Source organism: Herbaspirillum sp. WGmk3 (genome assembly GCF_023952535.1).
GTDB classification, from domain to species: domain Bacteria; phylum Pseudomonadota; class Gammaproteobacteria; order Burkholderiales; family Burkholderiaceae_D; genus Herbaspirillum; species Herbaspirillum huttiense.
This window is the reverse complement of the sequence record NZ_JAKYWT010000003.1, coordinates 157,440-170,252: the sequence shown is the minus strand read 5'-3', so window position 1 is coordinate 170,252 and position 12,813 is coordinate 157,440. Positions and strand designations below refer to the sequence as shown.

General features: G+C 63.9%; 12 protein-coding genes. 6 read left to right on the top strand and 6 right to left on the bottom strand.

Annotation, left to right across the window (positions count from 1 at the left end; translation table 11 throughout):
• Window positions 1–3 precede the first annotated feature (3 nt).
• The 5 genes from paaD to MKD49_RS12705 form a co-directional block, all read right to left on the bottom strand.
• Window positions 4–537, bottom strand: a complete 534-nt coding sequence (gene paaD / locus MKD49_RS12725) for a 1,2-phenylacetyl-CoA epoxidase subunit PaaD (RefSeq protein WP_134136917.1) — start codon at window positions 535–537, stop codon at window positions 4–6.
• Window positions 534–1,286: a 1,2-phenylacetyl-CoA epoxidase subunit PaaC gene (paaC, locus tag MKD49_RS12720; RefSeq protein WP_252696472.1), complete on the bottom strand. Its 753-nt coding sequence runs from the start codon at window positions 1,284–1,286 to the stop codon at window positions 534–536. Before paaC ends, paaD begins: the two co-directional genes overlap by 4 nt.
• Before the next feature lie 12 nt (window positions 1,287–1,298).
• The gene (gene paaB / locus MKD49_RS12715; protein ID WP_008332574.1) at window positions 1,299–1,583 is read right to left on the bottom strand and encodes a 1,2-phenylacetyl-CoA epoxidase subunit PaaB; all 285 of its coding nucleotides are present in this window, start codon (window positions 1,581–1,583) and stop codon (window positions 1,299–1,301) included.
• A 93-nt stretch (window positions 1,584–1,676) separates the two neighbouring features.
• Window positions 1,677–2,663, bottom strand: coding sequence for a 1,2-phenylacetyl-CoA epoxidase subunit PaaA (paaA, locus tag MKD49_RS12710; RefSeq protein ID WP_039786318.1), 987 nt, complete (start codon window positions 2,661–2,663; stop codon window positions 1,677–1,679).
• Between the two features lie 128 nt (window positions 2,664–2,791).
• Complete coding sequence (locus MKD49_RS12705) at window positions 2,792–3,394, bottom strand: phenylacetic acid degradation protein PaaY (RefSeq protein ID WP_252696471.1); 603 nt, start codon at window positions 3,392–3,394, stop codon at window positions 2,792–2,794.
• 317 nt (window positions 3,395–3,711) lie between these two features.
• Between MKD49_RS12705 and MKD49_RS12700 the strand changes: the two genes are divergently transcribed.
• The 6 genes from MKD49_RS12700 to MKD49_RS12675 all read left to right on the top strand — a co-directional run bounded on the left by MKD49_RS12700 (window position 3,712) and on the right by MKD49_RS12675 (window position 11,665).
• Entirely contained in the window at window positions 3,712–4,332 is a 621-nt protein-coding gene (locus tag MKD49_RS12700; RefSeq protein WP_252696470.1) for a TetR/AcrR family transcriptional regulator, read from the top strand.
• 72 nt (window positions 4,333–4,404) lie between these two features.
• On the top strand, window positions 4,405–5,550 hold the full coding sequence (locus tag MKD49_RS12695) for an ABC transporter substrate-binding protein (RefSeq protein WP_204727025.1): 1,146 nt from the start codon (window positions 4,405–4,407) through the stop codon (window positions 5,548–5,550).
• Window positions 5,551–5,764: 214 nt separating this feature from the next.
• Complete coding sequence (paaZ, locus tag MKD49_RS12690) at window positions 5,765–7,825, top strand: phenylacetic acid degradation bifunctional protein PaaZ (protein ID WP_252696469.1); 2,061 nt, start codon at window positions 5,765–5,767, stop codon at window positions 7,823–7,825.
• A gap of 156 nt (window positions 7,826–7,981) precedes the next feature.
• Window positions 7,982–9,034, top strand: coding sequence for a branched-chain amino acid ABC transporter permease (locus tag MKD49_RS12685; protein ID WP_252696468.1), 1,053 nt, complete (start codon window positions 7,982–7,984; stop codon window positions 9,032–9,034).
• A gap of 10 nt (window positions 9,035–9,044) precedes the next feature.
• Window positions 9,045–10,835, top strand: coding sequence for an ATP-binding cassette domain-containing protein (locus tag MKD49_RS12680; protein WP_252696467.1), 1,791 nt, complete (start codon window positions 9,045–9,047; stop codon window positions 10,833–10,835).
• Window positions 10,832–11,665, top strand: coding sequence for an ABC transporter ATP-binding protein (locus MKD49_RS12675; protein WP_252696466.1), 834 nt, complete (start codon window positions 10,832–10,834; stop codon window positions 11,663–11,665). Before MKD49_RS12680 ends, MKD49_RS12675 begins: the two co-directional genes overlap by 4 nt.
• On the opposite strand, the gene MKD49_RS12670 is transcribed toward MKD49_RS12675, so the two are convergent.
• Window positions 11,644–12,765: a Fic family protein gene (locus tag MKD49_RS12670; RefSeq protein WP_252696465.1), complete on the bottom strand. Its 1,122-nt coding sequence runs from the start codon at window positions 12,763–12,765 to the stop codon at window positions 11,644–11,646. The genes MKD49_RS12675 and MKD49_RS12670 overlap by 22 nt on opposite strands.
• Window positions 12,766–12,813: the final 48 nt, after the last annotated feature.

Genomic DNA, 12,813 nt, shown 5'->3' with positions numbered 1-12,813 from the left:
GGCTCAATGCGCCTTGAAGTAATCGAACGGCTCGCGGCAGTCCTTGCACTGGTACAGCGCCTTGCAGGAGGTGGAGCCGAACTGGCTCACGCAGACCGTCTGCATCGAACCGCAATGCGGGCATTGCACCTGCGGTGTTGCCTGTCGCCGGATACTGATGCCGCGAATGTCGACCACCTGCTGCGCCGGGGGCGCGATGCCGTATTGCTGCAGGTTGCGGCGGCCTTTCTCGCTCATCCAGTCGGTGTTCCAGGCCGGTGCCAGCTGCGTGCGGATGGCCACCTCGGCCAGTCCGTGCTGCTTGAGTGCCGTGCTGATGTCCTGCGCGATCACGCCCATGGCCGGGCAGCCGGAGTAGGTCGGGGTGATGACCACGGTGCAGCGTGCTGCCTCGGCATCGTCATCGGAAACCTCGACGGCGCGCACGATGCCCAGGTCCACCACCGAGATGACCGGAATCTCCGGATCGGGAATGGCCTCCAGCCATTCCCAGATGCTCGCCTGCAGCGTCTGCGCGCGGGAGGCCAGCTCGTTCACCAGCTCGCTCCCGGATAGGTGCGCTGCAGGAACTGCATCTCCGCCAGCAGGTAGCCCAGGTGTTCGGTATGCCGTCCCTGCTTGCCGCCGCTCTGCATCCACAGTCCGGACGCTGGCAGTTGCAGTGTGGCTTCGCGCATCACCTCGGTGACGTGCTGCTGCCACTTCTGCTGCAGTTCTGCGAGATCCGGTGCGATGCCATCGGCCTGCATGGCCTGGTCCAGCGCGTCGGTGGTGAACAGTTCGCCGGTGTACATCCACAGCGCATCGATGGCGTCCTGCATGCGGTGATGGCTTTCTTCGCTGCCATCGCCCAGGCGGATCATCAGGTCGGTGCTGCGGCGTACGTGATAGGTGACTTCCTTGAAGCACTTCTGCGCGATCTCGGCGATGCGTGCATCGCTGCTGTCGCACAGGCCTTCAAGCAGGAAGTAATGCCACACGTCGAAGAGGAACTGGCGTGCCAGCGTATCGGCATAGCTGGCATTGGGCAGCTCCACCAGCAGCAGGTTGTGGAACTGATGGGCATCGCGCAGGAAGGCCAGCTGGTCTTCGTTGCGTCCTGCACCTTCCAGTTCAGCGGCGTAGGCCAGCCACAGGCGCGCCTGGCCGATCAGGTCCAGCGAGACGTTGATCAAGGCCATGTCTTCTTCCAGGGCCGGGCCCTTGCCACACCATTCGGAGAGGCGTTGCGAGAGCACCAGGACGTTGTCGCCCAGGCGTCGCACGTAATCGGTTTTGTGGGTCATGGTGCGCGCCTCTTACAGGTTCTTCAGTTCGGCCGGCATGGGGAAGAATGTCGGGTGGCGATACACCTTGCTGTTGGCCGGTTCGAACAGCGGGGCCTTGTCGCCGGGGCTGGAGGAGACGATGTCGGCGGCACGCACCACCCAGATGCCCACGCCTTCGTTGCGGCGGGTGTAGACGTCGCGCGCGTTGTTGATGGCCATCTCGCCATCGGGGGCATGCAGGCTGCCGACGTGTTTATGGGCCAGACCGTGCTGGCTGCGGATGAAGACTTCCCAGAGAGGCCATTCCTTGCTCATGATGCGTTTCCTTGTTGGCGGGCCGCCCGGTGATGTCGGGCGGCCACTGGCAGGTTGTGAGATGAAGCGATTCAGAAACAGACGATGGGCGAATCACGCCGCCTTGCGCGCGGCACGCTTGTCGGCGTGCGCCACCAGCGCATCGCGGAACCACGCACCGTCGTCATAGGCTTTCTTGCGGGTGGCCAGGCGTTCGCGGTTGCAGGGGCCATTGCCGCGCAGGACGTTGTGGAATTCGTCCCAGTTGATTTCACCGAAGTCGTAGCGGCCACGTTCTTCGTTCCACTTGAGATCGGGGTCGGGCACGGTCAGGCCCAGGTATTCGATCTGCGGGATGGTCTGGTCGACCATGCGCTGGCGCAGTTCGTCATTGGAGAAGAGCTTGATGCGCCACTGCATCGATTGCGCGCTGTTGACCGATTCCGCATCGGAGGGACCGAACATCATCAGCGCCGGCCACCACCAGCGGTTCAGCGCATCCTGCGCCATCTGCTTCTGCTCGGGCGTACCACGGCACAGCGCCAGCATGATGTCGTAGCCCTGGCGGGCGTGGAAGGATTCCTCCTTGCACACGCGCACCATGGCGCGCGAATACGGACCGTAGGAACAGCGGCACAGCGGGATCTGGTTGATGATGGCCGAGCCATCCACCAGCCAGCCGATGGCCCCCATGTCGGCCCAGCTCAGGGTCGGGTAGTTGAAGATGCTGGAGTACTTGGCCTTGCCGGAATGCAGGTCGCCCAGCAGCGCATCGCGCGACACGCCCAGGGTTTCTGCCGCGCTGTAGAGGTAGAGGCCGTGCCCGGCTTCGTCCTGGATCTTGGCCAGCAGGATGGCCTTGCGCTCCAGGGTCGGGGCGCGTGTGACCCAGTTGGCCTCGGGCAACTGGCCGACGATTTCCGAGTGGGCGTGCTGCGAGATCTGGCGCACCAGAGTCTTGCGATAGGCCTCGGGCATCCAGTCCTTGGGCTCGATCTTGACGCCCGCATCGATGCGCGCCTGGAAAGCCTGTTCTTCGGGGGACATGTCATCGGCGCTGCGCACCTTGGCCAGTCCGGTTTCTACGAGTTGTGCATACATGCTGCTTCTCCATGAAGGTGGATCACGCGGAGGCAGGACGAACGCGGTCCTTGCCGCAGGGACCGGCCCTGCGTCTGCGTGAGGTGTAGGCGTGAATCTTGAAACTGAAAAAAATCTGATGCCGTCTGCTAGGCCCGCCTGGCTGCGATCAGCGGTTCGACGAAGGGCGCGGCCAGGCTCGGCCGGTCCTCTTCGATCTGCGCCAGGGGGCTGACCTCCCGCAGGCTCTTCAGGCTGCGCTTGGCGAGGTCGTGATAGGTCTCGGTACCGGCCCGTTTCCAGGCCATCTCTTCTTCCGTCAGGGCGCGCACCACCTTGGCCGGCAAACCGGCCACCAGGGTACGCGGGGGAATCTGCATGCCGGCGCGCACGAAAGCGCAGGCCGCCACGATGGACTGTGCGCCCACCACTGCCTCATCCATCACCACCGCATTCATGCCCACCAGCGCATCACGTTCGACGGTGCAGCTGTGCAGCACCGCACCATGGCCGATGTGGCCGTTCTCGCCGACCACCGTGGCATGGCCGGGGAAGCCGTGCACCACGCAGGTGTCCTGCACGTTGGCACCGCGTTCCAGCACGATGCGGCCGAAGTCGCCGCGCAGGCAGGCGGCCGGGCCGACGTAGCAATCGGGACCGACGATAACGTCGCCAATCAGCACCGCCGTGGGATGGACATAGGCGGCCGGGTCGACCACCGGGATCACGCCTTCGATCGAGTAACAGGGCACAGCGTCTCCTTGGCCAGCGCTTTCACTGCAGGCGCCAGCCGCTTGTGGTTGCAGCGTGCCGGGCTTTGCTTGTCTTTCCCGCTTGAAACGCATGGAAAAAAGCATTTGCCTGCCGCTGTTTTTTGAGGAATAATAATTTCGACCGACCGGTTGGTCAATAATGTTTTGAAGATTTTTTCTGACCGTGGTCAGGGCGCAGGGAAGTTGAGGCAGGGCAGGGAGGCTGGCAGAGCGGGATGTCTCCGATAGATGTTTCGTAAGAGTTTTGATTTACGGCACAATCATGACTTTGCGGAAATATCGACGAGGAAGCATTTATGCCACGCAAGCGAGCAGCGGGATACGACAACCAGCGCGAGACCATCATCGAACAGGCGGCAGCCTTGTTCGCGCGCAATGGTTTCGTGGGCACATCGATGAATGAGGTGGCGCTGGCGTGCGGCCTGTCCAAGGCGTCGCTGTATCACTACTTTGCCGACAAGCACCAGTTGTTGATGCACATCTGCGAAGACCACATCGATCGCCTCTGTGCGCTGGTCGATGAAGTTGCGCAGCAGGAGCTGGAGCCCGAGCCGCGCTTGCGCCTGCTGATCCAGCGCTTCGTGGAGGAATACCGCGATGCCCAGAACGAGCATCGCGTCCTGACCGAGGACGTGCGTTTCCTGGAACCGGGAGACCAGAAGCGCATCCTCACCGGCGAGCGCAAGGTGGTCAAGGCGGTGGCCGAGGCCATGTGCGCGGTGCGGCCGGAACTGGATCGCAGCCGCATGGCCAAGCCGCTGGCCATGCTGTTGTTCGGCATGATCAACTGGATGTTCATGTGGTTCAAGCCCGAGGGCGAACTGACCCATGAACGCATGGCCGTGGTCGTGTCCGATTTGCTGTTTGGCGGAATCGGTGCCGTCAGCCTGGAAGGCACCGAAAAGAAGAAACGATGACGTGAGCCCTTGATCGGTAGCGTCATTGCAGGCATGCAGCACCACAATGACAAAATCATCAAGGAGACCTCCATGCAGTTTGCTCGCCCTTTGCTGGCGCTGGCTTTGGCCGGCTGCGCGCTCGTCGCACACGCCGACATCAACGTCGGCGTCACCGTATCTACCACCGGCCCGGCCGCTTCGCTGGGCATCCCCGAAAAAAACACCATCGCACTTCTGCCTGCCACCATCGGCGGGCAGAAGATCAACTACATCGTCCTCGATGACGCCTCCGACACCACGCAGGCGGTCAAGAACGCACGCCGCTTCGTCTCCGAAAACAATGTGGATGTGATCGTCGGTTCGTCGGTGAGCCCCAACTCGATCTCGATGATCGAAGTGGCCGCCGAAGCGCAGACGCCGATGATCTCGCTGGCCGCCGCCGCGCGCATCGTCGAGCCCATGGACGCCAAGAAGAAGTGGGTCTTCAAGACCCCGCAGAACGACATCATGATGTCGCTGGCCATCGCCAAGGACATGGTGGCGCGCGGCTACCAGCGCATTGCCTTCATCGGTTATTCCAACGCCTATGGCGAAGGCTGGTACGAAGAATTCAAGAAGGCCGCCGGCCTCAAGAAACTGGAACTGGTGGCCAATGAACGCTTCGCCCCCAACGATACCTCGGCCACCGCGCAAGCCCTGAAGCTGGTGGCGGCCAAGCCGGATGCCATCCTCATCGCCGCCTCCGGCACCCCGGCCGTGGTGCCGCAGCGTGCCTTGAAGGAGCGCGGCTTCAAGGGCCAGATCTACCAGACCCACGGCGTGGCCAATGCCGACTTCCTGCGCGTGGGCGGCAAGATGCTCGACGGCACCCTGCTGCCGGCCGGCCCCGTGCTGGTAGCGGCGCAGCTTCCTGCGGCCAACCCCATTCGCAAGGTGGCGCTGGACTACACCGCCAAGTATGAAGCCGCGCATGGCAAGGACAGCGTCTCGCTCTTCGGCGGCTATGCCTGGGATGCGGGCGTACTGCTGCAGTCGGCCATCCCCGTGGCCTTGAAGCGCGGCAAGCCGGGTACGCCGGAATTCCGCGCCGCCCTGCGCGATGCGCTGGAAGCCACCAAGGAAGTCACCGGCGTGCATGGCGTCTACAACATGTCGGCCACCGATCACCTGGGCCTGGACCAGCGTGCTTCGGTGATGGTCAAGATCGTTGATGGCGCCTGGCAGTACCAGCCCTGAGCAGCAACAACGAATACGCTCGCGCACCACTGACCGTTCGACCTGAGTAGGCCCGACGGGCCGTATCGAAGGCGCTGCGGAGTTTGTACCGTAGCCACGCCTTCGATACGCGGCTGCGCCGCTACTCAGGTCGAACGGCCGGTGGTGACGGATGTAACCGCCGCTGCTGCCTCATTTTGTAAAGCTCATCCACTATGCAAATCAGGAGTCCCCGATGACTACCCGTCCCCCTCTGCTCCAGAGTTTCATCGCCGGCCGCTGGTTCGGTGAAAGCCCGGCCCAGGCACTGCACAGCGCAGTCAATGGCCACACCGTCGCCAGCACCCACCAGGAATCCATCGACTTCGGCGAAGCGCTGGAGCACGCCCGCAAGAAGGGCCTGCCGGCGCTGATGCAGCTGGACTTCCAGCAACGTGCAGCGATCCTCAAGGCGCTGGCCAAGTACCTGGTCGAGCACAAGGAAACGCTCTACGCCGTCTCCGCCCACACGGGCGCGACCCGCACCGACAGCTGGATCGACATCGAAGGCGGCAGCGGCACGCTGTTCACCTATGCCAGCATCGGCACCAATGAATTCCCCTCGTCCAACCTGGTCCACGAAGGCCCGGCCATCTCGCTGGGCAAGCAGGGCCGCTTCGCCGGGACGCACATCCTGGTGCCGCGTGGAGGCGTAGCGGTGCACATCAATGCGTTCAATTTCCCGGTCTGGGGCATGCTGGAGAAATTCGCCCCGACCTTCCTGGCCGGCATGCCCTGCATCGTCAAGCCGGCCACTGCCACCAGCTATCTGGCTGAAGCGGCGGTGCGCCTGATCCAGCAATCCGGCCTGCTGCCCGAGGGCAGCCTGCAACTGGTCATCGGCAGCACCGGCGACCTGCTCGACCGCCTGCAGGCGCAGGACGTGGTGACCTTTACCGGCTCGGCCGATACGGCGGCCAAGCTGCGGGCGCATCCCAACCTGATTGCGAATTCCATTCCCTTCAATGCCGAAGCCGATTCGTTGAACTGCGCGATTCTTGGCCCTGACGTCAATGCCGACGATGAAGAATTCGATCTCTTCGTCAAGGAGGTGGCGCGCGAGATGACCACCAAGGCCGGCCAGAAATGTACCGCCATTCGCCGTGCCATCGTGCCGCGCCAACACTTAGATGCAATTTCGGAAAAACTCGTCGCGCGCCTGTCGAAGACCGTGATCGGCGACCCTGCGCTGGAGTCGGTGCGCATGGGGCCGCTGGCCTCACGCGCACAGCAACGTGATGTGGAAGAACGCGTGGCCTTGCTGAAACAAAGTGCCGAGCTGATCCTGGGTGCGGGCAGCAGCTTCCAGCCGCAAGGCGAAGGCGTGGGCGAGGGCGCGTTCTTTGCACCGACCCTGTTGCTGGCCCGTGATACCTCCGCCGGCAGCCCGGTGCATGAAGTGGAGGCCTTCGGTCCGGTCAGCACACTGATGCCTTATGACGATCTCGATGAAGCCCTGGCGCTGGCCGCACGCGGACGCGGCAGCCTGGTGGCCAGCCTGGTCACGCGCAGTCCATCGGTGGCGGCGCGTGCCATTCCTGCGGCCGCTGCCTGGCATGGCCGTCTGCTGGTGCTCGATCGCGAAGCGGCTCCGGAATCCACCGGCCACGGCTCGCCCCTGCCGCAGCTCAAGCACGGTGGTCCTGGCCGCGCCGGTGGCGGTGAGGAACTGGGCGGCTCGCGCGCCGTGAAGCATTACCTGCAACGCACGGCGGTGCAGGGTTCACCGACCATGCTGGCCGCAGTCGTGGGCGAACACGTGCGGGGCGCGAAGGTGCGCGAATCGGATATCCATCCCTTCCGCCACTACTTCGAGGACCTGCAGATCGGCGACTCGCTGGCTACGCACCGCCGTACCGTGACCGAAGCCGACATCGTCAATTTCGGCTGCCTCTCGGGCGACCATTTCTACATGCACTTCGACGACATCTCGGCACGCCAGTCGCCGTTCGGCAAGCGCATCGCGCATGGCTACTTCGTCTTGTCGGCAGCGGCCGGCCTGTTCGTCTCGCCGGCGCCGGGTCCGGTGCTGGCCAACTACGGGCTCGACACGCTGCGCTTCGTCAAGCCGGTCGGCATCGGCGACACCATCTCGGCGCGCCTGACCTGCAAGCGCAAGATCGACCGCAACAAGAAGGATGCCAACGGCCAGGGGCAGGGCGTGGTGGCCTGGGATGTGGAGGTGAGCAACCAGGACGGCGAGCTGGTGGCGTCCTACGACATCCTGACCCTGGTGGCGAAGAAGCCGCAGGCTTGAGCCATCCGGTTTTTTGCAGAAAGCTTCATGCTCCATCCGGTATTCCGCGCCAGACACAAGAAAGCAGCCCCAAAGGTTCATCTCTGACAAGAACCGGGCCTATCCCGGCCAGTCGCAGCCCGATCTGCGGCGGCCGGCATCAACAGGAGGAGACAAGTGGATACCAGCATTCTGACCGTGCTGATCCAGGACGGCATCACGACCGGCGCGATCTATGCGCTGCTGTCGCTGGCGCTGGTCCTGGTGTTTTCAGTGACACGGGTGATTTTCCTGCCGCAGGGCGAGTTCGTCGCCTTCGGCGCATTGACCCTGGCGGCCATCCAGAACGGCCATGCCCCCGGCACCGCCTTGCTGCTGGTGGCGCTGGGCGGTGTGACGCTGGCCGTTGAAGGCGGCAACGCGCTGCGCCTGGCCGCAACGCGCGCGCGTTTTCTGCGCCGCCTGCCGTCGCTGCTGGCGATGCAGATCGGCCTGCCGCTGGTGCTCTACGCACTGACGCGCTACGTGGACCTGCAAGCGCTGGCCATGCCCTGGCAGATCCTGCTGACGCTGCTGATCGTGGTGCCGATGGGACCCATGATCTATCGCGTGGCTTACCAGCCGCTGGCGCATTCGAGCGTTCTGGTGCTGCTGATCGTCTCACTCGGTGTGCATCTGGCCATGGTCGGATTGGGACTGCTGATGTTCGGCCCCGAGGGGACCAACACCAAGCCCTTCACCGAGATGCAATTCACTCTGGGTGAGAGCCCGGTTTCGGGGCAGAGCGTGATCGTGCTGGTGACGGTGGCGGCCCTGATCGCCGTGATCTACGTCTTCTTTGAACGCACGCTGACCGGAAAGGCCCTGCGCGCGACTGCCGTCAATCGTCTCGGCGCGCGGCTGGTGGGGGTGGGCATCAACCAGGCGGGCAAGCTGTCCTTCGCGATGTCGGCGGGGATCGGTGCGCTGTGCGGAATCCTGATTGCGCCCTTCACCATCGTCAACTATGAGTCCGGCTTCATCATCGCCCTGAAAGGCTTTGTGGGAGCCATCTTCGGCGGGCTGGCCAGTTATCCGATTGCGGCATTGGGCTCGGTGTCCGTCGGGCTGATCGAGAGTTTTTCCTCCTTCTGGGCCAGTGCCTTCAAGGAGCTGATCGTCTTCACGGTCATCATCCCCATCCTGCTGTGGCGTTCGCTGACCAGCCACCACATCGACGAAGAAGCCTGAGGACGCCGCCATGACTGCATTCACATCGCATCGCGCCGCCTTGCCGGTGCTGTTTTTCGCCATCGTGCTGGTACTGCCGCAATTGGGCCTGCCACCGTTCTGGGTCACGCTGCTGTCCTATGTCGGCCTGTATGCCATCGTCGCGCTGGGACTGGTGTTGCTGACCGGCGTGGCGGGATTGATCTCGTTCGGGCAGGCGGCGTTTGTCGGCATCGGGGCCTACACGACTGCGTATCTCACGACGCAGTTCGGACTCTCGCCCTGGGTCGGTTTGCTGGCGGGGATCGGGCTGACCGGCTTGTCGGCTTTCCTGATCGGCACGCTTACCATGCGCATCTCCGGCCACTACCTGCCGCTGTCCACGATTGCCTGGGGTCTGTCGCTGTACTACTTGTTCGGCAACCTGGAGATGCTGGGCAAGCATGACGGCATCAACGGCATCCCGCCGATTGCCATCGGCCAGTTCACCTTCGGCAACGGGGCCTCGATGTATCTGCTGATCTGGGCCGTGGTGATCCTGGCGCTGGTATCGGTGGTCAATTTCCTCGATTCGCGGGCCGGGCGCGCGGTGCGTGCGCTCAAGTTCGGCACCGTCATGCCCGAGGCCATGGGCGTCGATACGGCGCGGCTGAAGATCGTCATCTTCGTCTACGCGGCCGTGCTGGCGGGCATTTCCGGATGGCTCTACGCGCACCTGCAACAGGCGGTCAATCCCACGCCCTTCGGTTTGAAATACGGCATCGACTATTTGCTGATGGTGGTCGTCGGTGGTGCCGGCCATGTGTGGGGAGCGATCCTCGGTGCGGGGCTGCTGGCGGTGCTGAGCAATTTTCTGCAGGAGTGGTTGCCGGGGGTGCTGGGCACCGGCGGCAATTTCGAGGCCATCGTCTTCGGCATCGCGCTGGTGATCTTTTTGCAGTTCGCCAACGAGGGCTTGTGGCCGCGTCTGCAGGCCCGCTTCGGACGTCGCCTGCCGCGCCAGTTGCCAGAGGATGCTGCGCCATTGACGCAGATTCCCAAGCCGGCGCGGGGCGAAGTGATCCTGGAAGTGGAAGCGGCGCGCAAGCAGTTCGGTGGACTGGTGGCGGTCAATGACGTGAGCTTTTCGGTGAAGGCCGGGGAGATCGTGGGACTGATCGGGCCCAATGGCGCGGGCAAGTCGACCACGTTCAATCTGGTGACCGGTGTGCTCTCCATTACCAGCGGCAAGCTCAATTACCGCGGGCAGTCGCTGGCGGGCTTGTCCTCGCGCGAGATCTCCAGCCGTGGCATTGCGCGCACTTTCCAGCATGTGCGGCTGGTGCCGGGCATGAGCGTGCTGGAGAACGCGGCCATGGGCGCGTTCCGGCGCGGCGAGTTCGCGCCCCAGCGCGGCATCCTGGCCAGCCTGGCGCGGGCCAATCGCAAGGAGGAAGCGCGCATTCTCAGTGAGGCGCGGCGGCAGCTGGAGCGTGTCGGCCTGGGCGATCTGATTGACCGCCCTGCGGGCAGCCTGGCGCTGGGCCAGCAGCGCATTCTGGAGATTGCACGCGCGCTGTGCTGTGATCCGGCGCTGTTGTTGCTGGATGAACCGGCGGCCGGTCTGCGCCTGAAAGAGAAGCAGGCGCTGGCGGCATTGCTGGACAAGCTGCGCGGCGAGGGCATGGCGGTGCTGCTGGTGGAGCACGACATGGACTTCGTGATGCAATTGACGGACCACATCGTGGTCATGGAATTCGGCACCAAGATTGCCGAGGGCACGCCGGCCCAGATCCAGGTCCACCCGGCGGTGCTGGAAGCCTATCTGGGAGGAGCCCAATGATGACCGCCGCGACCATGATGAACCCTGCCAGCGTGGAATCTGAAGTGCGTGCGGCGAGCGCGCCGCTGTTGCTGGAAGTCAGCGGGCTCTCGGCGCGCTATGGCAAGGTGCCGGCATTGACCGAGGCCGCGCTGTCGCTGCGGGCCGGGCAGATCGTGACCGTGATTGGGCCCAATGGCGCGGGCAAATCGACCTTGCTCAATGCCATGATGGGCGCGATGCCGCCGGGTGCGGCGGCCAGCGGACGGATCGCCTTCCAGGGCGAGGATGTGAGCCAGATGGAGGTGGAGGAGCGCGTGGCGCGCGGGCTGTCGCTGGTGCCGGAAAAGCGTGAATTGTTTACGTCCATGAGCGTGGAGGACAATCTGCTGCTGGGTGCGTACAAGCGGCGGCGCAATGGCGAGTCCGGCTATCTGGATCAGCAGGAGTTTGTCTATGCCTTGTTCCCTCGGTTGAAGGAACGGCGCAAGCAGGCGGCCGGGACGCTGTCCGGTGGTGAGCGCCAGATGCTGGCGGTAGGGCGCGCCTTGATGGCCAAGCCGCAGTTGCTGATGCTGGATGAACCCAGTTTGGGGCTGGCCCCGCTGATCACCAAGGAAATTCTTTCCATTATCAGCCAATTGCGCAGCACCGGCGTGGCCACCTTGCTGGTGGAGCAGAATGCGCGGGCGGCCTTGCAGGTGGCCGATTACGGGTATGTGCTGGAGATGGGGGAGATCGTTTGTGAAGGGCCGGCGGGGGTGCTGGCGGCGGACAAGAGGATTGTGGAGAGTTATTTGGGGGTGGCGCGGGAGCCGGTGGAGCTGATTCAGCGAAGCGTGAGTTCGTAACTCGTGCTGCGGCCCCCTGCGGCCGAACGGTGCAGCAGGTCCAGCGCGACCAGTTCATTGAGATCGCGCAGGGCGGTGTCGGAAGAACACTTCGCCAGCGCCGCCCATTTGCTGCTGGTCAGCTTGCCTTCGAAACCATCGAGCAGACGGTTGAGCACTTTGACCTGACGGCCATTGAGCGGCGTGCCCGCGATTCTCTGCCAGAAGCGGGCCTTCACCAGTACCGCATCCAGCGTGCGATGCGCCTGCCTCACCGCAGCTGACAGCATCTGCAGGAACCACAGCAGCCAGGGGGTGACATCCATGTCGCCCTTTTGCGTGCGTTCCAGGATCTCGTAATAGGCTTTGCGTTCGCGCTGGATTTGCGCCGACAGGCTGTAGAAGCGCTGCGGGCTGCCGTCAGCGCGGGCCAGCAGCAGGTCGCCGATGGCGCGGGCGATGCGTCCGTTGCCGTCATCGAAAGGGTGCAGGGTGACAAACCAAAGATGCCCCAGGCCCGCGCGCAGCAGGGCGGGCTCTACCGGGTTCGCGGTATTGATCCAGTTGAGCAGGCGCGTCACCTCGCGCGCCAGGCGTCGGGCCGGGGGCGCTTCATAATGGACTTTCTGTCGATGCAGTGGACCGGAGACTACTTGCATGGGGCCTTGGGCATCATCGCGCCAGTCGCCGACGATGATTTCGCTCATCCCTGAATAGCCGGTCGGGAACAAGGCCGCATGCCAGCCGAAGAGACGCTTGGCCGTCAGTGGTTTGCGGTGATGCGTGGTGGCGTCGAAGATCATGTCGACCACCCCTTCCACGTGGCGATCCACCGGGGCCAAGGCACCGATGTCGACACCCAGGCGACGTGCCACGGAAGAGCGGACCGAGGCCAGATTGAGCTGTTCACCTTCGATGGCGCTGGTTTTGAGGACGTCCTCGGTCAGGGCCAGCAGGTTGGCTTCATCACGCAGCCCCAGTCCCACATCGGCCAGCCGGCCCAGCAGCAGGCCTTGCGCATGACTCACCTCGGCCAGTGGTGCGGCCAGGACGTTGAGGTCGTAGCGCCATCGGGGCCAGTCGGGAGCCTGCCAGAGGTAAGTGTAATCACCGTGATTCATGCGGTGATTATGGAGGGTATTCGCCGCAGGGGGCAAGTCTGTTTGCCG